The 20,145-nt window shown below is 40.8% G+C and carries 23 protein-coding genes and 1 pseudogene; 20 read left to right on the forward strand and 4 right to left on the reverse strand.

All coding sequences use genetic code 11. The features are described from left to right. Positions 1–384 carry a S4 domain-containing protein YaaA gene (yaaA, locus tag C1G49_RS06085; RefSeq protein WP_105124992.1) on the reverse strand — a complete coding sequence of 128 codons (384 nt, stop codon included), beginning with the start codon at positions 382–384 and terminating at the stop codon, positions 1–3. A 76-nt stretch (positions 385–460) separates the two neighbouring features. Between yaaA and yfmF the strand changes: the two genes are divergently transcribed. The 12 genes from yfmF (at position 461) to C1G49_RS06145 (ending at position 11,523) form a co-directional block, all read left to right on the forward strand. Further along, positions 461–1,714, forward strand: coding sequence for an EF-P 5-aminopentanol modification-associated protein YfmF (gene yfmF / locus C1G49_RS06090; RefSeq protein WP_105124993.1), 1,254 nt, complete (start codon positions 461–463; stop codon positions 1,712–1,714). After that, the gene (yfmH, locus tag C1G49_RS06095; protein ID WP_105124994.1) at positions 1,711–2,994 is read left to right on the forward strand and encodes an EF-P 5-aminopentanol modification-associated protein YfmH; all 1,284 of its coding nucleotides are present in this window, start codon (positions 1,711–1,713) and stop codon (positions 2,992–2,994) included. The genes yfmF and yfmH overlap by 4 nt, the downstream gene beginning before the upstream one ends. Positions 2,995–3,076: 82 nt before the next feature. After that, positions 3,077–3,913 carry a helix-turn-helix domain-containing protein gene (locus C1G49_RS06100; RefSeq protein ID WP_105124995.1) on the forward strand — a complete coding sequence of 279 codons (837 nt, stop codon included), beginning with the start codon at positions 3,077–3,079 and terminating at the stop codon, positions 3,911–3,913. Between the two features lie 12 nt (positions 3,914–3,925). Further along, positions 3,926–4,465, forward strand: a complete 540-nt coding sequence (gene pgsA / locus C1G49_RS06105) for a CDP-diacylglycerol--glycerol-3-phosphate 3-phosphatidyltransferase (RefSeq protein WP_105118855.1) — start codon at positions 3,926–3,928, stop codon at positions 4,463–4,465. Beyond that, entirely contained in the window at positions 4,465–5,301 is an 837-nt protein-coding gene (locus tag C1G49_RS06110) for an energy-coupling factor ABC transporter ATP-binding protein (protein WP_105124996.1), read from the forward strand. Before pgsA ends, C1G49_RS06110 begins: the two co-directional genes overlap by 1 nt. Continuing rightward, positions 5,277–6,119, forward strand: a complete 843-nt coding sequence (locus C1G49_RS06115) for an energy-coupling factor transporter ATPase (RefSeq protein ID WP_105124997.1) — start codon at positions 5,277–5,279, stop codon at positions 6,117–6,119. The genes C1G49_RS06110 and C1G49_RS06115 overlap by 25 nt, the downstream gene beginning before the upstream one ends. After that, entirely contained in the window at positions 6,112–6,909 is a 798-nt protein-coding gene (locus C1G49_RS06120) for an energy-coupling factor transporter transmembrane component T family protein (protein ID WP_105124998.1), read from the forward strand. Before C1G49_RS06115 ends, C1G49_RS06120 begins: the two co-directional genes overlap by 8 nt. Before the next feature lie 106 nt (positions 6,910–7,015). After that, entirely contained in the window at positions 7,016–7,723 is a 708-nt protein-coding gene (locus C1G49_RS11275; RefSeq protein ID WP_238595851.1) for a hypothetical protein, read from the forward strand. 289 nt (positions 7,724–8,012) lie between these two features. Continuing rightward, on the forward strand, positions 8,013–8,582 hold the full coding sequence (locus C1G49_RS06130) for a LysM peptidoglycan-binding domain-containing protein (protein ID WP_105124999.1): 570 nt from the start codon (positions 8,013–8,015) through the stop codon (positions 8,580–8,582). Positions 8,583–8,696: 114 nt separating this feature from the next. Next, positions 8,697–10,079 (forward strand): HAMP domain-containing sensor histidine kinase, encoded by a 1,383-nt coding sequence (locus C1G49_RS06135; RefSeq protein WP_105125000.1) that lies wholly within the window; start codon positions 8,697–8,699, stop codon positions 10,077–10,079. After that, positions 10,076–10,744 (forward strand): response regulator transcription factor, encoded by a 669-nt coding sequence (locus C1G49_RS06140; protein WP_105125001.1) that lies wholly within the window; start codon positions 10,076–10,078, stop codon positions 10,742–10,744. The genes C1G49_RS06135 and C1G49_RS06140 overlap by 4 nt, the downstream gene beginning before the upstream one ends. A gap of 113 nt (positions 10,745–10,857) precedes the next feature. Further along, a complete protein-coding gene (locus C1G49_RS06145) occupies positions 10,858–11,523 on the forward strand; it encodes a DUF3642 domain-containing protein (protein WP_105125002.1) in 666 nt (221 codons plus the stop codon). Positions 11,524–11,715: 192 nt separating this feature from the next. Here C1G49_RS06145 and sdaAA read toward each other — a convergent pair whose 3' ends face one another. Both sdaAA and sdaAB read right to left on the reverse strand, forming a co-directional pair. After that, a complete protein-coding gene (gene sdaAA / locus C1G49_RS06155) occupies positions 11,716–12,588 on the reverse strand; it encodes an L-serine ammonia-lyase, iron-sulfur-dependent, subunit alpha (RefSeq protein WP_044767841.1) in 873 nt (290 codons plus the stop codon). 12 nt (positions 12,589–12,600) lie between these two features. Then, positions 12,601–13,272, reverse strand: a complete 672-nt coding sequence (gene sdaAB, locus C1G49_RS06160; RefSeq protein ID WP_024379555.1) for an L-serine ammonia-lyase, iron-sulfur-dependent subunit beta — start codon at positions 13,270–13,272, stop codon at positions 12,601–12,603. Positions 13,273–13,487: 215 nt separating this feature from the next. Here sdaAB and mnmA point away from each other — a divergent pair, with 215 nt between their 5' ends. From mnmA to C1G49_RS06175, 3 genes and pseudogenes are all read left to right on the forward strand, one after another. Next, entirely contained in the window at positions 13,488–14,612 is a 1,125-nt protein-coding gene (mnmA, locus tag C1G49_RS06165) for a tRNA 2-thiouridine(34) synthase MnmA (protein ID WP_044753768.1), read from the forward strand. A gap of 20 nt (positions 14,613–14,632) precedes the next feature. Continuing rightward, positions 14,633–15,472 (forward strand): hypothetical protein, encoded by an 840-nt coding sequence (locus tag C1G49_RS06170; protein WP_153048226.1) that lies wholly within the window; start codon positions 14,633–14,635, stop codon positions 15,470–15,472. Between the two features lie 131 nt (positions 15,473–15,603). Beyond that, a pseudogene (locus tag C1G49_RS06175) lies at positions 15,604–15,720 on the forward strand (DNA mismatch repair protein MutT); the annotation flags it as partial. A gap of 140 nt (positions 15,721–15,860) precedes the next feature. Here the strand turns inward: C1G49_RS06175 and C1G49_RS06180 are convergent. After that, entirely contained in the window at positions 15,861–16,250 is a 390-nt protein-coding gene (locus C1G49_RS06180; protein WP_018375151.1) for a nuclear transport factor 2 family protein, read from the reverse strand. Between the two features lie 125 nt (positions 16,251–16,375). On the opposite strand from C1G49_RS06180, the gene C1G49_RS06185 reads away from it, so the two are divergent. From C1G49_RS06185 to mnmG, 5 genes are all read left to right on the forward strand, one after another. Next, a complete protein-coding gene (locus C1G49_RS06185) occupies positions 16,376–16,702 on the forward strand; it encodes a winged helix-turn-helix transcriptional regulator (protein WP_002938209.1) in 327 nt (108 codons plus the stop codon). A 140-nt stretch (positions 16,703–16,842) separates the two neighbouring features. Further along, the gene (locus C1G49_RS06190; RefSeq protein ID WP_105125004.1) at positions 16,843–17,295 is read left to right on the forward strand and encodes an NUDIX hydrolase; all 453 of its coding nucleotides are present in this window, start codon (positions 16,843–16,845) and stop codon (positions 17,293–17,295) included. A gap of 15 nt (positions 17,296–17,310) precedes the next feature. After that, complete coding sequence (locus tag C1G49_RS06195; protein ID WP_105125005.1) at positions 17,311–17,742, forward strand: NUDIX hydrolase; 432 nt, start codon at positions 17,311–17,313, stop codon at positions 17,740–17,742. After that, entirely contained in the window at positions 17,732–18,193 is a 462-nt protein-coding gene (locus C1G49_RS06200; protein WP_105125006.1) for an NUDIX hydrolase, read from the forward strand. The genes C1G49_RS06195 and C1G49_RS06200 overlap by 11 nt, the downstream gene beginning before the upstream one ends. Then, positions 18,190–20,106 (forward strand): tRNA uridine-5-carboxymethylaminomethyl(34) synthesis enzyme MnmG, encoded by a 1,917-nt coding sequence (mnmG, locus tag C1G49_RS06205; protein WP_105125007.1) that lies wholly within the window; start codon positions 18,190–18,192, stop codon positions 20,104–20,106. Before C1G49_RS06200 ends, mnmG begins: the two co-directional genes overlap by 4 nt. The last annotated feature ends 39 nt before the right edge of the window (positions 20,107–20,145 follow it).

The following is a 20,145-nucleotide window of genomic DNA, read 5'->3' on the forward strand; positions in this document are numbered from 1 at the left end:
TTACATACCAGGGAAACGAACAGGTTTTCTTTCAGTATTTTTAGTTGCTTTTTTAGGAGTTTGTACCTGTTTCTTATTCTTTTTATTTTCTTGATTTAACTTTTTAACGATTGCAGCCACACGTTCTTTTTCAGCTTGTTCTTCTTGGTATTGCTGTATTTCTTCTGCACTAGGTGCAACGATTGTGATACTAATGTTGTGGTCAGGTAGCGTGATAATATCACCGATGCGGATTTTTTTACCTCGTCTTTTTTCGTCTTCTCCGTTAAAAAGGATGGTATTTTCTTCAAGGAAACCTTTAATGGCCCCTCCTGAGTGTAGAATACCAGTTGTTTTTAGCAATGCTTGTAATGTGATGTAGTCATCAAATAATTTAAATTCCATATGTCACCTCGTTATAGAATATTATATCACAGAAAAATGATATAATGGAAGGTACAATGTTTGAAAGAGGAAGAAGATGAAATTACAAGAAGGAATTGATTTGCATTTTATTGAAACAGATCAGTTTACTACAAATAGAATAAAAGTGCGTTTTGCAGCCGAGATGAATGAGGCAACTGTAGCAGGACGTGTGCTAGTTGCTAATATTCTGGAAATGGGCAACCAAGATTATCCAACGGCTCAGGCGATGCGTAGACGGTTGGCAGAGCTATACGGAGCACATTTCTCAACGTCTGTTGCTAAACGTGGTCGTGTACATCTAGTTGATTTGACCATTTCTTACGTCAATCCATGTTATTTGCCTAATAATGAAGATATTACCCTAGCAATTCTTGATTTTTTATATGCCTGCCTATTTCGTCCTCTCAAGCAAGGTCAGGGGTTTGATCAGAAAATCTTTGAAGTGGAGAAAAAGAATTTAATCAATTTTCTTGAGTCGGAGGTAGAAGATAATTTCTACCATGCTGATGTCGAATTAAATAGGTTATTTTATCAAGATGAGGCCTTACAAATTCCGCGAGTTAGTCGTCTAGACTTAGTTGAGCCAGAAACAGCAGAATCGGTATTTAAAATCTATCGGAATATGTTGCGGGTAGATAAGATTGACATCTTTGTCATTGGAACTGTCAATCAGGACTTGGTTCGAGAAAAATTGGAAACCTTCAAATTTACTTATAGAAAACCTAAGTTAGAATTAGAATATCAGCAGAATTATTCAAAGGTTACTCGCGAGAAGGTCGAACGCAAACAGGCAAGACAATCCATTTTAGAATTGGCTTATCATTTACAAGTCCTTTACAATGATGTAAATTACCCTGCCTTAGTTGTTTTTAATGGTTTACTCGGTGCCTTTTCACATTCTAAATTGTTTGTAAATATTCGTGAAAAGGAGAGCTTGGCCTACACAATCGGAAGTCAGGTGTCTATTTTTTCTGGAATGATGAAGGTTTATGCAGGCATCAGCCGTGGAGACCGTCTAAAGGTTATGAAACTGATTAGTAAGCAGATTCTTGATTTGAAGCGCGGAAAGTTTACAGAGGATGAATTAGAGTTGACAAAGAATATGCTTATTCACTCAGCAACCCTAGCTCAAGATAGACAGAATAACTTGATAGAACAGACCTACAACCAGATAAGTATGGGGGAACGTAATTTAACATGGTTAGAATGGATAGAAGCTGTAAAGTTGGTGTCAATTGAGGATATTGTTCGAGTGGGCAAGATGATAAATTTACAGGCTGTTTACTTTATGGAGGGAACAGAGGAATGAAACTAATCGAGAAAAAGTATCCGTATATGAAAGAACCTGTCTATCAGACACAACTTGACAACGGGTTGACAGTCATTCTCTTGCCTAAGACCGATTTTCATGAAACTTACGGAGTGATAACGACAAATTTTGGAGCTTTACACACCCATATTCTTTTTGAAGATGGTAGGTCTAGTAGCTATCCTGCTGGTATCGCACATTTCTTAGAGCATAAGTTGTTTGAAACGGAAGATGGAGAAGATGTCATGAATGAGTTTTCGAAATTTGGTGCAAGTGCCAATGCTTATACCAGTTTTAGACAGACCAGCTATCTATTTTCAACAACTCAGGATGTGTTACCGGCCCTATCTTTGTTACAATCATTTGTTCGTCAACCTTATTTTACAGATGAAAACGTGGCACGAGAACAAGGGATTATCGAGCAAGAAATCGAAATGTATCAAGATGATGTCGATTATCGATTGTTTACAGGAATTTTAGGGTCACTTTACCCTCAAACTCCCTTGGCTCATGATATTGCTGGTACGGTTGCTTCGATTGAGCAGATTACAGCAGATGATTTGTATGAGAATTTTGATTTGTTTTATCACCCGTCGAACATGAATTTGTTCGTCATTGGTAACTTTGATTTGGATCAGGTATGGCAGCAGATTTCAAACTATCAAGCAGCGCAACTTGATGAAAAAACACCTCATTTTCATATGAAGGGAATCGAAAAACTGCCCATTCTTCAGCATCGTACAGAAGAGTTTGAAGTATCTACTCCAAAATTAGCAGTTGGTTTACGGGGAAATGATGAATTTGAACCTTCTGAAATGCAGCAGTATCGCCTGTGCTTACAGCTTTTGTTTGCCATGTTGTTCGGTTGGACTTCTAAACGCTATCAGAACCTGTATGAACAGGGGAAAATTGATTCCTCATTCCAGTTTCAACTAGAAGTTACTCCAGACTATCATTATTTGGTTATTTCTGGTGATACGCAGGAGCCTATTACCTTGTCGAGTATGCTGATGAGGGCTGTTCGCAATTTTGAACGAGATGAGGATATCAATGATGAGCATTTGCAACTGCTGAAGAATGAAATGTATGGCGATTTTATCCGTAGCTTGAATTCCTTGGAATTTACAGCTAGTCACTTTGTGGCTCAGTATTCGGATGTTGAAAATGTATTTGATTTGCCACAATTGGTGGAAGAAATAAATTTAGAGGATATTATGGAGGCAGGCCGTCGTTTTATTGGTCAGTGTGACATGACTGATTTTACGATTATTCCCAAATAAAAGGACCTAACTCATCGAAATTTCCTTAGATTTTTGTTAGAATAGAGTATTGTATATTAGTGAATAGAGGGGAGAGTTAGTAGTGCGACAAAAGAGTATTGGTGAGGTACTTAGAGCAGCGCGTGAGTCACGAGGTTGGACCTTTGTTGATTTGCAGAGAATGACGAAAATCCATGCAAGGTATTTGCAAGCATTGGAGTACAATGATTTTGATTCTATTTCTGAAGATGAGGATGTTGATTACGTCTTAACGGTTTATGCAGATGCCTTAGAATTGGATGCGGATGTTCTGTTAGAAGCCTACGATAGCAATAGTTTGATAAAGTATCGTGAAGAAGGCGAGGAGGAAATCTTAGCGGCAGAATTGAAAAGAAGCTATCGGGTAAAAAAGAAAGATCATAAATCCTTTCTTCCCTTGATTTATCTCTTGCTTGCTTCAGCTTTCATCATTATTTTTGTGACCTATATAGCATATAGCCGCATGCAAAATCAAGTGTTGCCTGCTTCGGAAACATCCTACTCTGTTGTTGGGCAAACTGCTACAAGTACGTCTTCTGAAACAAGCACACCAGAGCAGTCCACAACTTCGTCAAGTAGCATTTCTGCTAAGAATATTAGCATTTCAGGTAGTGGAGATTATATTGTAGCGACTGTTACAGAAACTGTTTATCCAGTAGAAGTTACCCTTTCGGTTAAAGATGCTACTAGTTGGGTCAGTCTATCCGGAACAGAATTGGCAGAGGGAGTGGTACTTTCTCCTGAAAATCCGACGGTTACGACTAGCCTGCCAGAAGGCACCAGCGAAGCCTATCTTGTTTTAGGTGTAGTGAAAGGGGTAGATATTACTATCGCCGGTCAACAATTGGATACGAAAGCATTAACGAGTGATACAGGTTCTATTGGACTAGTATTTGAATAAAAAGGAAACACAATGAAAAAAGAAAATATTCCAAACGCTTTGACAGTCGGACGGATTTTGATTATTCCAATCTTTATCCTTCTTCTTACTGTCTGGCAGTCAGCTATTAGCCATATTTTAGCGGCAGTCATTTTTGCCCTAGCAAGTATTACGGATTATCTGGATGGTTATTTGGCTCGTAAGTGGCAGGTAGTGACAAACTTTGGTAAGTTTGCAGATCCGATGGCTGATAAGATTTTGGTTATGTCTGCCTTCATTATGTTGGTGGAACTTGGTTTTGCTCCAGCATGGGTGGTGGCCATTATTATCTGTCGTGAATTGGCAGTGACAGGTCTTCGTTTGCTCTTGGTTGAAAATGGTGGAACCGTTTTGGCAGCAGCTATGCCAGGTAAAATTAAGACATTCTCCCAGATGTTTGCGGTGATTTTTCTGCTCTTGCATTGGAGTCTGTTGGGTCAGATTACGCTTTATATTGCACTTTTCTTTACCCTTTATTCAGGTTATGACTATTTCAAGGGTGCATCTTTCTTATTCAAAGATACGTTTAAGTGATGACAAATATTATTGAAGTAAAAAATCTTAAGTATAAATATAGTCAAGATGATGAGGATTATACCTTAAACGATGTTTCGTTTCACGTGAAACAGGGTGAATGGTTGTCCATCATCGGTCATAATGGTTCAGGGAAATCAACAACTGTTCGTTTGATTGATGGATTATTGGAAGCTGAGTCTGGAGATATTATCATTGATGGTGATGTCCTAACAGTTGATAATGTCTGGGATAAGCGACGTTTGATTGGTATGGTATTTCAAAATCCAGACAATCAATTTGTAGGCGCTACAGTTGAAGATGATGTTGCTTTTGGTTTGGAAAACCAAGGAATAGCCTTGGAAGAGATGCGGAAACGGGTAGATGAAGCCTTGGAATTGGTTGGAATGGCTGATTTTAAAACCCGTGAGCCTGCTCGTTTATCTGGTGGTCAGAAGCAACGGGTAGCTATTGCTGGAGTGGTGGCCTTGCGCCCTAAAATTATCATTTTGGATGAGGCTACATCCATGCTGGATCCAGAAGGTCGTCTTGATTTGATTAAAATTGTTCAGGAGATTAAGGATCGGCATGGGATGACGGTTATCTCTATCACGCATGATTTAGATGAGGTGGCTTTAAGTGATCGTGTTATTGTGATGAAACGAGGTCAGGTTGAGTCAGTCAGCACTCCGACGGAGCTTTTTATGCGGGAGGATTTAGCAGACTTGGATTTAGATAGACCTTTCACGACAGAACTGGCTACATCTTTGCGTCAGGCTGGATTTGATTTACCGCTTCGCTATTTTACAGAGGAAGAATTAGAGGAAACTTTATGGGAATTGCTCTCCAAGAAGTAAGCTACACCTATCAAGCTGCTACGCCTTTTGAGGGACGTGCGCTATTTGGTGTGGATTTGGAGATTGTTGACGGCTCTTATACGGCGCTTATTGGGCATACGGGTTCGGGGAAATCAACGATTTTGCAACTTTTGAATGGATTGAACGTACCGACAGAGGGAAGAGTGGTTATTGATGACTTTGTGATTACAGCGACGTCAGAAAATAAGGATATTAAGCAAGTAAGGAAGAAAGTTGGCCTTGTTTTCCAATTTCCTGAAAGCCAAGTCTTTGATGAAACAGTCTTAAAAGATGTTGCTTTTGGTCCGCAAAATTTTGGAGTTTCTCAGAAAGAGGCTGAGCAGATTGCTCGTGAAAAGCTGGCCTTGGTTGGAATTGATGAGAGCTTGTTTGAACGTAGTCCCTTTGAGTTATCAGGTGGTCAAATGCGTCGGGTAGCTATTGCCGGTATCCTAGCCATGGAGCCAAGCGTTTTGGTCTTGGATGAGCCAACAGCTGGTCTGGATCCTGCTGGTCGTCAAGAATTAATGTCTATTTTCAAGACCCTTCATATGTCTGGGATGACCATTGTTTTGGTCACTCATTTGATGGATGATGTGGCTAATTACGCTGATTTTGTTTATATTATGGAGAAAGGAAAGTTGATTGGTTCTGGTAAACCAACAGATATTTTTCAAGAGGTTGATTTTTTGGAGAGTATTCAACTGGGAGTGCCTAAGATTACAAAGTTTGCGGCTAATCTGGAGAGAAGAGGTTTTGTATTTGAACGTCTTCCGATTACGATCGAAGAATTTACAGGGATGGTGACGCATGGATAAATTGATTTTGGGTCGCTATATTCCAGGGAATTCCATTCTTCATCGCTTGGATCCGAGAAGTAAACTCTTAGCCATGTTTGGCTTTCTCTTAATGATTTTCTGGGCCAATAATCTAGTAACAAATGCGTTATTGATTGTTTTCGTATTAGGCTTGGTTGTTTTATCACGTATCCGTTTGTCTTTCTTTATCAATGGTTTAAAACCAATGATTGGGATTATTCTCTTTACAACCTTTTTCCAGGTTTTCTTTACACCCGGGGCGACAATTCTGTGGGAGATTTGGATTTTTAAAGTATCCTTAGAAAGTTTGCAACAAGCGGGTATTATTTTTGTTCGCTTTGTTTTGATTATTTTCTTCTCAACCCTATTAACCCTGACGACAACACCGCTCAGTTTAGCAGATGGTATTGAATCAGGTCTGGCACCCTTAAAGCGATTTAAGGTTCCTGTGCATGAGATTGGACTGATGCTGTCTATGAGCCTGCGTTTTGTGCCTACTTTGATGGATGATACTACTCGTATTATGAATGCGCAGAGGGCGCGTGGAGTGGACTTTAATGAAGGTAATCTTATTCAGAAGGTAAAATCCCTTATTCCAATTTTAATTCCGTTATTTGCATCAAGCTTTAAAAGGGCTGATGCTCTGGCAACGGCAATGGAGGCTCGTGGTTATCAGGGAGGAGAAGGTAGAACCAAGTACCGTATTTTAGCTTGGAAATGGGCAGATACTGTGGCTATTCTTCTAATGATTTCTTTAGCGGTTGCTCTATATTTATTAAAAAGTTCCTAATAAGTAAGCGTTTTACTGAATTGTAATATTTTTTTAAATAAAAAGTAATAATTTGGTAGTATGATAGGAATGGTTATAATAATCAGATAGAGGATAGTTCTTTTTGATGAAAAAGAGTTTTATAAGTAAGTTTATCAAAGGTATAGTAGGGGTTATTATTATTTCAGTTCTTGTTTTATGTGGTCTGATGTTGACAGGTAACTATTCTTATACCAAGCTTGTAAGAGCAGTGTCAAATGCGCCCTATAATGTGGTTAATGCTATCAGTAAGATTGGAAGTGGATCTGGGTCTACAACAGAATACGTTGCTGTCAGTCCTGTTTTTGAGTTAGGATACGATAAATTGTTAAAATCGGAAACAGACTCTCAACCGCTACAAGTAGAAGCCATAGAAATTACCTCTGAAGTACCGCAAATTATTGAATCCTCAGATGTAACAACATCAACATCAGTAGATGAGACGAAAGATGTTGAGCAGGCAGATGTTACCGAAACATATTATGATAGCTCTAGGGAAGAATCCATAATTGAAGTTACTTCAACTCCTCAAGCTCAGGTTCAAGTAGCTACGGTTTCAACTGGTGCAGCAGTTGACGATGCAACTGCTAAAGAATGGATTGCTCAAAAAGAATCAGGTGGTAGCTATACAGTTACTAATGGTATTTACATTGGACGTTACCAATTAAGCAACGCCTACTTGAATGGTGATCATTCACCAGAAAACCAAGAGCGTGTAGCAGATGCCTATGTACTGCAACGCTATGGTTCATGGTCAGCAGCCTATCAGTTTTGGTTGGCAAATGGTTGGTATTGATAGGAATGAGATGTCTAGGTTTAGCCTAGGCATTCATTTGTTTTCTCACTTCCGTGCCCATGATAAAGAAGGTCCACTGTGACCTTTTTATTTACAGCTACTGTCAAAAAGATAGGGATTTCTGTAAAGTATGTTGTAAATGATGTTGATAAAAAGGGTCCCAAAATCCCGAAAATAGACCTTTTATAGTGTAAACACAATGTCATTGTAATATTTGTAATAGATTTACAAAGAATAAGTAACAGTAAGAAGGTATGATAGATACACAAAAGAAAGGAATGTGACTATTATGAATATTACATTGAAGAAAAACTTGAAAACAACAATCGCTGGCTTGGTAGCAGGGGCAACCTTATTGACTGCTGGTGTTGTTAGCGCGGAAACCTATACTGTACAATCTGGTGATACCTTATCAGCAATCGCCTCAAAATACAATACAAGTGTAGAGAAATTGGCAGAACAAAATAAAATTTCCAATCCAAATCTAATCCATGTTGGACAGGCTATTGAAGTTGGTGAAACAGCTTCTACTGCTACAGAAGAAAAAACAGCGGAGCAAGCTCCGGTAGCTGAAACAGTTACAACAAGTGAAGCGACAACCACTACCACGAGTTCATATACTTCAAACTTGAGTGCAGAAGATGCAGCAGCTAAAGAATGGATTGCTATGAAGGAATCAAGCGGTAGCTATGATGCACAAAATGGTATCTATATCGGTCGTTATCAGTTGACTAATACATACTTGAACGGTGATTATTCACCAGAAAACCAAGAGCGTGTGGCTGATGCCTATGTAGCAGAGCGCTACGGTTCATGGTCAGCAGCCAAAGCCTTCTGGTTGGCAAACGGCTGGTATTAATAAATTTATGAAAGTCTAGTTTTGCTAGGCTTTTTTAGTTATATAAGTTTCTAAACTTTACAAATGCTGTTAATTTGCTTATAATGTGGAAAAATTGACTAGAAGAGAAGAACAATGAATTTACAGAAACGAATATTTCGCTTGAATATGATGATGCTGGTCCTGTCATTGATAGCCATGCTGGGCGTCAGTGTCTATGTGGTGAATAGTATTTACCGTAACCAAGGAACCTGGCAGTCCACCAGTCAGAAGACAGCAGCAAGTCAACAAAGTCTAGAGAAGTTTATGGGTACAGATTTTGCAAGTTTAGCAGAAGCTTTATCCTTGCATGGAGCCCAACTGTATGTAGAAAGTAATGGGGAGATTTTATTTTCAAACCTTACTGATGATGCTGATGAGTTGTCAGAAGTGACCGTTTCATCTACGACCCGTACTTCCTATGCTGATGGTGAAGTTGTCATTAGTCGAAAGATTGCAGCAAACGGTCAAATATATTATTTGTATGCCATTCTAGAAGATTTAGAGGAGCAACAGGACAGCCAAGATTTTCAAGCCTTTCTATTGCAACTTTTCTTGGTTGGTGGGGCAGGTATTGTCATCATAGTGGTGCTTAATTTCTTCTTTACTCGTCGTCTTCTAGGTGTGGTCATGCGTCCTTTGGATGAATTGCACAGCGGTGTAGACCGTATCCAGCAGGGAGATTATACAGTGCCTTTGACCTATCAGGGGGATAAGGAATTTGAGGAATTGACCAAAGGGTTCAATCAGATGCAGACTTCCTTGTTGGATGCCCGTGAGAAAAATCGACTGTATGAGCAAAAACGAACCCAGATGGTTGCGGATATTTCACATGATTTGCGAACACCCTTGACTTCGATCAAAGGCTATTCCAAGGGGATTTTGGATGGCATTGCTAACACGGAGGAAAAACGCAATCAGTATCTAACGGTTATTTACCAAAAATCTCAGGTGATGGAGAAATTACTGGAAAAATTATTTGCCTTTTCACAATTACAAACAGATAAAATGCCGTTTGATAATGTGCAGCTTGATTTGGCAACCTTTTTGCAGACCTATGTCAGAGAGAAATCAGCCGAGTTAGCCGATGAGGCTATTCTGTTCCAGTTGGATGTAGCTGAAAACCTGCCGGTTGAGATTGACCCTATCCAATTCCGCCGTATTTTAGATAATCTAGTTGATAATGCTAGAAAATACGCAGATGTTAGTCCATTGAAACTAGCTATTGCAGGTTCTGTCCAAGAGCAAGAAATCGTCTGGACCTTTACAGATAATGGAAAAGGGACTGCAACGGATAAGCTGAACTTGATTTTTGAAGAGTTTTACAGGGAAGATGACACTCGCCAGCAGGTAGAAGGACATGGTTTAGGTCTAGCCATTGTAAAAAATATTATCGAACGCTTGGGAGGTCGAGTGTCTGTTGAGGCAACTCCAGGACTTCGATTTATCTTTAGCCTACCTAGAAAGGATACAAAATGACACGGATTTTAATTGCGGAAGATGATGTCGAAATCGCTTATTTGGAAAGAGATTATCTGGAAATGCAGGGTTACCAAGTAGACTTGGTACATGATGGTGGTTTAGTTGAGGAACAACTCAAAAAAGAGGATTATGCTCTCCTCATGTTAGATGTTATGCTTCCAAATAAAACTGGCTATGATCTTTGTCGCGACCTACGGGATAAGGTTGATTTCCCTATTTTGATGGTTACTTCCAAGCAGGAAACCATGGACGTGGTCAGAGGATTGGGCTTGGGAGCAGATGACTATATCAGCAAGCCTTTTGATCCTATGGAACTGGTGGCGCGTGTTAAGGCTCATTTGGCTCGTTATCAACGGTTGACAAAGGATGATAGCAGTAATGAACTGACTGTCGGTAATGTGACCATATTCTTGGACAATTGGAAGGTAACCTTGGATGGTCAGGAAATAAAACTACCCAATCGTGAATTTGAACTGCTTGTTTACCTAGCCAAACACCCCAATCGTGTTTTCTCGAAAGACCATCTGTTTGAAACCATTTGGGGTTATGATTATGTAGGAGATAGTGCGACAGTGACCGTCCACATTAATCGTCTGCGAGATAAACTGGGAGCCGATTTAATTGAAACGGTATGGGGAGCAGGTTATCGTCTTAATGCTTAATTTAAAAGTGTTTAAGATTTGTTTATAAAGTTTCCCTAAAGTGTTCAAGATTGTTCTCTATAATAGACTTATCAGCAGGAGCTGAGAAATAGATTTAATCAGAGGAATACAAAATGGAAAACAAACATCAACAACAAGAAATTATCCAAGTGGTAGAGAATAAAAAAACAGGTGCATGGGAATCTGTGAGAAATAAGGTTGCAGGCATGAGCAAGAAATCGATTATCTTATTATCAGTTGGTGCCTTGGCACTTACTACGATTGGCTTTGTCGCTGCAGAGGTGTATGAAAACAAACTTGAGGTGTATGAAAACAAACTTGAGGTTTTGGAAAACCAAATTGAGCAACAGGTTGGAATCGTTGATTATGATGACGATAACCAGCAGGTAGTAGCAACTGCAAGCTCATCATCTACAGTAAGTTCATCAACAGCTACAACAAACGCTGCGACAGCTGTAACAAATGCAGCTTCAGCTAGTCAACTTGCGTCAAGTTACGGTGTAAAGTTAGTTGACACTTCTGAATTAGATGGCACTTATACAGCAACATCTGGCAATGATACCTATACATTGACTGTAAAAGGAAATCAGGCTACATTGACAGAACTTGACAATGATGGGGACCAGGATATTGAACAAGTGATTTTTGACTTAGATAAAAAACTTGCCTATATTGACGGGGAAGCAGATACATATGCCCTGAATGGTACTACTCTAACCTTGACAGAAATTGATGCCAATGATACAACTCTAGATAAACTCACTTTCACCAAACAATAAGAAAAGGGAGTGGGAAAGAACTCGACCATTCATAGAAGAGTTCGTCTTCCCACCCCCGCACAGTTGATTAGGTCAGATTTGGAGTGTAAAACACGAACAAATCTGCCAATCAACCACTGCGCTGAGATGTTGACACTAACGTTGAGAAGCGGTGCTGGGCTTTTTACCCAGCCTCTTTCATTTACAACCTTGTCAATTTTCGCCGAAGATTTCTTGTGCCAATCGGCGACCAGTTGGTGTGGCAGCCAGACCTCCTTCGGCAGTTTCACGGAAGGCGGTTGGTAGGGCAGAGCCTACTTGGTACATGGCATTGATAACCTCATCTACAGGAATTTTTGATTCAATTCCTGCCAGTGCCATATCTGCAGCCACCATGGCATAGCTTGCTCCCATGGCGTTTCGTTTGACACATGGGACTTCTACCAGACCTGCAACGGGATCACAGATGAGGCCTAACATATTTTTGATGACAAAGCAGATGGCTTGGCTGGCTTGGTAGGGACTTCCTCCAGCAGCAAGGGTTAGTGCCGCTGCGGACATAGCAGAGGCAGAGCCAACTTCTGCCTGACAGCCTCCTTCTGCACCTGAGATGGAGGCATTGTTGGCAATGACCAGACCAAATGCCCCAGCTGTAAAGAGGAAGTCAAGTTGTTGCTCTTCTGTCAAGTTTAACTTGTCAATAGCAACACCAAGAACGGCAGGCAAGCAACCAGCAGAGCCAGCAGTTGGTGTGGCACAGACCAAGCCCATTTTGGCGTTTAACTCGTTGACAGCCATAGCATTTCTTGCTGCGGATAGGATAGAGGAATCAGACAGTGTCTTGCCCTTTTTCATATAAGCATCTAACTTGGCAGCATCACCACCTGTCAATCCAGAAACGGACTTGCTTTCTGTTAATCCGTCAACAATCGACGCTTTCATAACTGTCAAGTTTCTTGACATAATTGTCAATATTTCTTCGCGGCTACGACCGGTCAACTCAATTTCAGTCGCAATCATGAGTTCAGCTACATTGCCAGAAAACTGTTCGGCTTGCTGAACTAATTCTTCGATAGTATAAAACATGTCTTTCTCTTTCTAGTTGAAGAAGGTAACATTGTGCAGATGGGGAATTTTTTCGATTTCTGCAATAGAATTTTCACACTGGCGAGCATCCACTTCGATAATCATAATAGCTTTTTCGCCAGCTTGTTCACGGGTCACGTTCATTTGGGCAATGTTGATATTGTATTTTGATAAGATGTCAGTTACCTTGGCAATCATACCTGGAACATCTTGGTGAACGATGATAATTGTCGGAGTATTCATATTCAGGTTGACAGAAAAGCCGTTGAGCTCCGTTACTTGAATATTGCCTCCGCCAATGGAAACGCCCGTTGCTGATATAGACTTTTTGTCATTTTTAATGATAATTCGGGTGGTATTGGGATGGGGGGTATTGCTGTCCTTGTTGACACGCCAGTAAACCTTGATGCCACGTTCTCGAGCAATATCTAGAGAGTCAGGAATGCGTGGGTCGTCTGTATCCATGCCTAAAATGCCTGCTACCAAGGCCACATCTGTACCGTGTCCACGATAGGTCTTGGCAAAAGAGTTGTAAAGTTGGAATTCGACCTCGGTTGGTTCATCACCAAAGATGGAAGACACAATTTTCCCAATGCGGACTGCCCCAGCTGTATGGCTGGAAGAAGGTCCAATCATAACTGGCCCGATAATATCAAAGACCGATTGAAATTTTAAATTTGTCATAATTATCCTCACGTTTTTCTTAATACTATTATATCAAATTTTTGATTTGGATAGAATGCCTAGATGAATGGGGTTTCAATACCAAATTCCTGTTTCTTCTCCCTTTTGTGTGGTATAATACAAGTTGTTCAAAATCGACCTTCAAATCGTTTTTTGAAAAAATTTTGGAATACGACCTTCAAATCGTTATTTCAACGAAAAGATGGGAGAAGATGATGTCAATAGACAATTCGAAAACCCGTGTTGTTGTCGGTATGAGTGGCGGTGTGGATTCATCGGTTACGGCTCTCTTGCTCAAGGAGCAGGGCTACGATGTGATCGGCATCTTCATGAAAAACTGGGATGACACGGATGAAAATGGCTTCTGTACAGCAACAGAAGATTATAAGGATGTGGCTGCAGTGGCAGACCAAATCGGCATTCCTTACTACTCTGTCAACTTTGAAAAAGAGTATTGGGACCGCGTATTTGAGTACTTCCTAGCAGAGTATCGGGCAGGCCGCACACCCAATCCAGATGTCATGTGTAACAAGGAAATCAAGTTCAAGGCTTTCTTGGATTACGCTATGAACTTGGGTGCGGACTATGTGGCGACGGGGCATTATGCTCAGGTGTCACGCGACGAGGACGGCACCGTCCATATGCTACGTGGGGCAGACAATGGCAAGGACCAGACCTACTTCCTCAGCCAACTATCACAGGAACAATTGCAGAAAACCATGTTTCCGCTCGGCCATTTACAAAAGCCTCAGGTTAGGGAAATAGCAGAGCGAGCAGGCTTGGCGACCGCTAAAAAGAAAGATTCGACAGGTATCTGCTTTATCGGTGAAAAGAACTTCAAAGAATTTTTAGGGCAGTATTTGCCAGCCCAGCCCGGTCGGATGATGACCGTTGACGGTCGTGACATGGGAGAGCATACAGGCCTCATGTACTATACCATTGGTCAGCGGGGCGGGCTTGGTATCGGAGGACAAATCGGTGGGGATAATGAGCCTTGGTTTGTTGTCGGAAAAGACCTATCCCAAAATATCCTCTATGTCGGTCAAGGCTTCTATCATGAGTCCTTGATGTCAACTTCTTTACAGGCTAGTCAAGTCCACTTTACACGTGACATGCCCGAAGAATTCACGCTTGAGTGCACAGCTAAATTCCGCTACCGTCAACCAGACAGTCAAGTAACTGTCAAGGTAAAAGGTGACCAGGCAGAAGTCATCTTTGCAGAGCCACAGCGGGCCATCACACCAGGACAAGCTGTAGTTTTCTACGACGGACAAGAATGCTTGGGCGGTGGTATGATTGATATGGCCTATAAAGATGGAGAGGCTTGTCAGTATATTTAGAACGAAAGGATTTTGCTTTTATGTCAGTAGAGGAAAAGTATAAAGTTTATAATAATTTAGCTAGTAAGTTTTATAATGAAGTATTTGAAATAATTAATAAAGAATTTCAGCAAGAAAAGTTTGATAAACATTCTAAGTCTTATTTTATTTTATCTTTTATAGCTATAATTCCATTCCTAGTTATTGTGGCTCAATTTCAAAAGTTTGTTTATGGTTCTATTACAAATACTTCACGACAACTCCCATTTTTTGATGGCTGGAAGAACGTTATTCCTATCGTATTTCTATTGGTAATTATATACATTATAAAAAGATTTACCCTAGATCCTTTGTGGAATATTCAAGATAGTAAATATAGTAAATTAGAGTACAAAAGGCATCTGTACAAAATTAAACGAAATATTTCGCAATGCGTTTATCCAGCAGATGTTCACCTACGATTGGAAAATTTACTCTGTGAAATCAATAGTAATGACGATGACTTTCACAAAAAAAGACAATTTGTTCTTTCTGGAATAATACAGGTAAATACAGTAGCAGTCTTATCTCCATTTTTTGCTATTATTTCAAGAGATGATATAAATATAGATAGTATTATTACAATAACTTCTTTAATTATCACCATCACTACGATAATATCTATAATTTCATACTATAGGTATTTTTTTAAAAATGTTGAACCGATGTTCGGAAAATCTTTGGGTGAAATCGAAACTAAAAATATTGTTCGAGATATTTTATATTATCGTGATGGACTTGATGATTATGCTAATGAAGCATCTCAAGAATTTAATAGTGAAGAAATGCTGACCATATTAAATACAATAAATCAACAAACTGAAAAATTTAAATTAAATTGAAGTTAATAAGAAGATTATGCTAGGCTAACTGGTCGCGTTATCATGATGGTCAAAGCTCATGGGAATTGTAGGCTTTTTTGTCCTACAATTTTCGAGAGTTTTGGCTGTTTTTTGTGAGATTAGGAGGAACCATGCCTGTCAAACTGATTGCCCATGTTTTACTGACTGTTGCAGACAGTTACTTGATCATTCAGCGTTCGCAAATTGAGCGTGGAGAACCGAACGTATTTCCGCAGCATTGGGATATTCTAGCGATTCTCCCTCTTCATATTAACTAGTATTCCTATCTCTATTATACTACTTTACATATGAAAAAGCCGTTAGAAATACAATTCTAACGACTTTGTCTTCAGTCTGAGCTTAGCACCCTCGTGCTGAGCTTTTTATCTTATCCCCAGAAAGCATCTTCGGCTTTTTGGTCGGCTGAGAAGAGCCAAACTTCCTTGATTTTGCCCTCTTCCATACGGAAAAGATCGATACCATTCATGTTTAGTTCTTCACCATCTGTTCGAGTACCGAGGAATGTTACATTAGCGGCAACAAGAGTATCATTATCTGACACCCAGTTTGTCACTACTTTGAAAGTTCCATTTGTTTTTTCGGCGAAAGTTGCTAGATGTGCTCCGAGTACTTCTTTACCAATTTTAGCACCAGATGTTGAATGATTTCCGGGTTGATGCCAGATAATGTCGTCAGCCATTGTTTCAAAAAGAGCTGCAAAATCACCAGCGATGAGAGCATTGTTATAGGCATTAAAAATTTCCAAGTTTGTTGACATTTGATGTCCTCCAATTTTTTTGATATAGTACAATTATAGTCCAATCAATCAATTATGCAAGTAGGTACTTTTGTATTGGTTGGTATCAAAAGTGATACTATTGTGATAAATAAAGGAGAATTTTTTTGAAAAAAGTTAGTGAATATGGTATTTGCCCTTTTGCAACAACGCAAAAAGTCTTGACTGGTAAGTGGGGATTGGTGATTATCTACCAACTCAGTACAGGAACGAAACGCTTCAATGAATTGCAACGACTAATTCCAGGTATTACTCAAACCATGTTAACAAGGCACCTTAGACAATTGGAGGAGGATCGCATTATTAGTCGCACGGTCTATGCAGAAGTCCCCCCTCGTGTAGAGTATAGCTTGACTGAAATGGGCGAAAAATTTCGTTCGGTACTGGATGCTGTTGAGGCTTGGGGCTTAGAATATATTGAAACGTTAACGTAACACCAGATTTGAAATTCTACAAATCTTTTGATAGAATAAGAGTAACAATTATCATGATGGTCAAAGCTCATGGGAATTGTAGGCTTTTTTGTCCTGCAATTTTCGAGAGTTTTGGCTATTTTTGTGATTGGGGAGAGAAGATGGATTTCAGAACGAGACACGACAATCAAATCTTCGGTGTTCGTGCGACGGGCTTGGTGGTACAAGATGAGAAGTTATATCTTGTTAAATCGCCTGAGGGGAAATATTACACCTTAGGTGGAGCTATTCAGCTTGGTGAAACGACGGAAGAGGCTGTCCTGCGGGAAATGAAAGAAGAAATCGGAATTGATGTGGAGGTTGGACCACTAGCATTTATCGTTGAAAATCAGTTTACCTTACAGGAGAAATCCTATCATCAGATTGAATTTCTCTATATAGTTACCCCACTGTCTAATCCAGCTACCAATCTGGAAGAAGGGAATTCTGTTCGCCAGTGTGAATGGGTTGCTTTTGCGGACTTAGAGAAACTGAATCTCAATCCAGCCTTTCTTACGACCGAGTTAGCCAACTGGGACGGACAACTAAAGCATCTTATGAACAAAGATAACTAAAGTAGCGGAGGAACCATGCCTGTTAAATTGATTGCCCATGTTTTACTGACTGTTGCAGACAGTCACTTGATTATTCAGCGTTCGCAGATTAAGCGTTGCAAGCCCAATGTTTTTCCTCGATATTGGGACATTCCAGGCGGTCGTGTCGAGGAGAATGAATTGCCCCGTGATGCCGCAGTGAGAGAGTGTTTTGAAGAAACAGGTATTTTGATAGAAAAGGAAAATCTGACCATTATCCATGAAGATAGTCAGTTTGATGAAGAGAAGCAGACTGTATTTACGAGGCTGGTCTATGAAGTGAAGCTTCTTGAGCAGCCCAAAACAATCCTTCTTGACCCAGAAGAGCATACTGACTTTCTATGGTTAACCTATAACAATGAAAACAAGAGCAACTTAGTTCCATATCTAGAAGAGATTTTAGAAAAGAAAAGGAAGAATGGATTTTAGGACCAGAATTGACAATCAGCTTTTTGGTGTTCGTGCGACTGCATTGCTTATAAAAGACGGGAAAATATTTCTCACGAAGGACTCTAAGGGGCGTTATTATACCATTGGCGGTGCGATTGCAGTCAACGAAACTGCACAAGATGCGGCTGTTCGAGAAGTCAAAGAAGAATTAGGGGTTGACAGTCGTGTCAATCAACTGGCTTTTGTCGTTGAAAATCAGTTTACACATGAGGGTATAGACTTTCACAATATCGAGCTTCATTTTATCGTGGAGCTTATTGGAGAAATACCTGAGGAGATGATTGAAGATAACTTGAAACAAACTTGTGAATGGATAGACGTTGACAACCTTGTCAACTTAGATGTCGTACCAGTTTTTCTGGCAGAGGAATTGCCAAACTGGAATGGACAAGTTAAACACATTATGAACATGAAGGAGAAAATAACATGACATACACATTTGCAGAAAACTATGATGTCATCGTGATCGGTGCGGGGCATGCGGGTGTAGAAGCTGGCTTGGCAGCCAGTCGTATGGGCTGTAAGACCCTGCTTGCGACCATTAACTTGGATATGGTGGCCTTTATGCCTTGTAATCCCTCCATTGGTGGCTCTGCCAAGGGGATTGTGGTAAGAGAAATTGATGCCCTGGGTGGCGAAATGGGTCGCAACATTGACAAGACCTATATCCAGATGAAGATGCTCAATATGGGCAAGGGACCGGCTGTTCGTGCCTTGCGGGCTCAGGCAGATAAGGCAGAGTACGCAGCAGAGATGAAGCGGACGGTGGAGCGTCAGGAAAATCTGACCCTGCGTCAAACCATGATTGATGAGATTTTAGTGGAAGACGGCAAGGCTATCGGTGTCCGCACGGCTACCAACCAGAAATTTTCAGCCAAGGCAGTTGTGGTGACGACGGGTACAGCCTTGCGTGGTGAGATTATCATTGGTGACCTCAAGTATTCGTCAGGGCCTAACAATAGTCTGGCTTCTATAACGCTAGCGGATAACCTGAAAGAACTGGGACTTGAAATCGGTCGTTTCAAGACAGGAACGCCACCGCGTGTTAACGCTCGTACCATTAACTACGAAGAAACGGAAATTCAACCAGGCGATGAAAAGCCAAATCATTTTTCATTCTTATCCAAGGACGAGGATTATTTACAGGATCAGATTCCTTGCTGGTTGACCTATACCAATGCGACCAGCCATGAGATCATCAACAGCAATCTTCACCGAGCACCTATGTTTTCAGGCATTGTCAAGGGGATTGGTCCCCGTTATTGTCCGTCAATCGAGGACAAGATTGTCCGTTTTGCCGACAAGGAACGCCATCAGCTCTTCTTAGAGCCAGAGGGTCGAAACACCGACGAAATCTATGTCCAAGGCTTGTCAACCAGTCTGCCAGAAGATGTGCAGCAGGACTTGATTCACTCCATCAAAGGTTTAGAAAATGCCCAGATGATGCGGACTGGCTATGCTATCGAGTACGATATGGTCATGCCGCACCAGTTGCGGGCGACGCTGGAAACCAAGAAGATTTCAGGGCTCTTTACCGCAGGTCAGACCAACGGAACGTCAGGTTATGAAGAAGCAGCTGGTCAGGGAATTATCGCTGGGATCAATGCCGCCCTCAAGGTACAGGGCAAGCCTGAGTTGATTTTGAAACGAAGCGACGGCTACATTGGTGTTATGATTGATGACCTGGTAACCAAGGGAACGGTGGAGCCTTACCGCCTCTTGACCAGTCGGGCAGAATACCGCTTGATTTTGCGTCATGACAATGCCGATATGCGTCTGACGGAGATTGGTCGTCAGGTGGGCTTGGTGGATGATGAACGCTGGCAGGTTTTCCAAATTCATAAAAACCAGTTTGACAACGAAATGAAACGCTTGGAGTCTATCAAACTCAAGCCAATCAAAGAAACCAATGAAAAAGTTGTTGCAATGGGCTTCAAGCCCTTGACAGACGCTCTGACTGCCAAAGAATTCATGCGTCGTCCAGATGTGACTTACGCAGATGCGGTAGCCTTTATCGGTCCTGCGGCAGAGGAGTTGGATGCCAAGACTATTGAATTGATTGAAACAGAGGTCAAGTATGAAGGTTACATTGCCAAGGCCTTGGACCAAGTAGAGAAAATGAAACGCATGGAAGAAAAACGTATTCCAGCCGACATTGACTGGGATGACATTGACTCCATAGCAACTGAAGCCCGTCAGAAGTTCAAGCTGATTTCACCAGAAACCATCGGCCAGGCCAGTCGGATTTCCGGTGTCAATCCAGCGGACATCTCTATTCTCATGGTCTACTTGGAAGGACGCAGTCGTTCCATTTCTAAAAACAAATCAAAGGACAGTCACTAAGGCTGTTCTTTTCTTGTGCATGCTAGCGAAAACTAGCAA

The organism is Streptococcus suis (genome assembly GCF_002960625.1).
Taxonomy (GTDB): domain Bacteria; phylum Bacillota; class Bacilli; order Lactobacillales; family Streptococcaceae; genus Streptococcus; species Streptococcus suis_T.

Bases quoted from the DNA above. Each gene is read 5' to 3' on its own strand.
- yaaA (WP_105124992.1), bottom strand. From the start codon at position 384: ATGGAATTTAAATTATTTGATGACTACATCACATTACAAGCATTGCTA.
- yfmF (WP_105124993.1), top strand. From the start codon at position 461: ATGAAATTACAAGAAGGAATTGATTTGCATTTTATTGAAACAGATCAG.
- yfmH (WP_105124994.1), top strand. From the start codon at position 1,711: ATGAAACTAATCGAGAAAAAGTATCCGTATATGAAAGAACCTGTCTAT.
- pgsA (WP_105118855.1), top strand. From the start codon at position 3,926: ATGAAAAAAGAAAATATTCCAAACGCTTTGACAGTCGGACGGATTTTG.
- C1G49_RS06110 (WP_105124996.1), top strand. From the start codon at position 4,465: ATGACAAATATTATTGAAGTAAAAAATCTTAAGTATAAATATAGTCAA.
- C1G49_RS06115 (WP_105124997.1), top strand. From the start codon at position 5,277: ATGGGAATTGCTCTCCAAGAAGTAAGCTACACCTATCAAGCTGCTACG.
- C1G49_RS06120 (WP_105124998.1), top strand. From the start codon at position 6,112: ATGGATAAATTGATTTTGGGTCGCTATATTCCAGGGAATTCCATTCTT.
- C1G49_RS11275 (WP_238595851.1), top strand. From the start codon at position 7,016: ATGAAAAAGAGTTTTATAAGTAAGTTTATCAAAGGTATAGTAGGGGTT.
- C1G49_RS06130 (WP_105124999.1), top strand. From the start codon at position 8,013: ATGAATATTACATTGAAGAAAAACTTGAAAACAACAATCGCTGGCTTG.
- C1G49_RS06135 (WP_105125000.1), top strand. From the start codon at position 8,697: ATGAATTTACAGAAACGAATATTTCGCTTGAATATGATGATGCTGGTC.
- C1G49_RS06140 (WP_105125001.1), top strand. From the start codon at position 10,076: ATGACACGGATTTTAATTGCGGAAGATGATGTCGAAATCGCTTATTTG.
- C1G49_RS06145 (WP_105125002.1), top strand. From the start codon at position 10,858: ATGGAAAACAAACATCAACAACAAGAAATTATCCAAGTGGTAGAGAAT.
- sdaAA (WP_044767841.1), bottom strand. From the start codon at position 12,588: ATGTTTTATACTATCGAAGAATTAGTTCAGCAAGCCGAACAGTTTTCT.
- sdaAB (WP_024379555.1), bottom strand. From the start codon at position 13,272: ATGACAAATTTAAAATTTCAATCGGTCTTTGATATTATCGGGCCAGTT.
- mnmA (WP_044753768.1), top strand. From the start codon at position 13,488: ATGTCAATAGACAATTCGAAAACCCGTGTTGTTGTCGGTATGAGTGGC.
- C1G49_RS06170 (WP_153048226.1), top strand. From the start codon at position 14,633: ATGTCAGTAGAGGAAAAGTATAAAGTTTATAATAATTTAGCTAGTAAG.
- C1G49_RS06180 (WP_018375151.1), bottom strand. From the start codon at position 16,250: ATGTCAACAAACTTGGAAATTTTTAATGCCTATAACAATGCTCTCATC.
- C1G49_RS06190 (WP_105125004.1), top strand. From the start codon at position 16,843: ATGGATTTCAGAACGAGACACGACAATCAAATCTTCGGTGTTCGTGCG.
- C1G49_RS06195 (WP_105125005.1), top strand. From the start codon at position 17,311: ATGCCTGTTAAATTGATTGCCCATGTTTTACTGACTGTTGCAGACAGT.
- C1G49_RS06200 (WP_105125006.1), top strand. From the start codon at position 17,732: ATGGATTTTAGGACCAGAATTGACAATCAGCTTTTTGGTGTTCGTGCG.
- mnmG (WP_105125007.1), top strand. From the start codon at position 18,190: ATGACATACACATTTGCAGAAAACTATGATGTCATCGTGATCGGTGCG.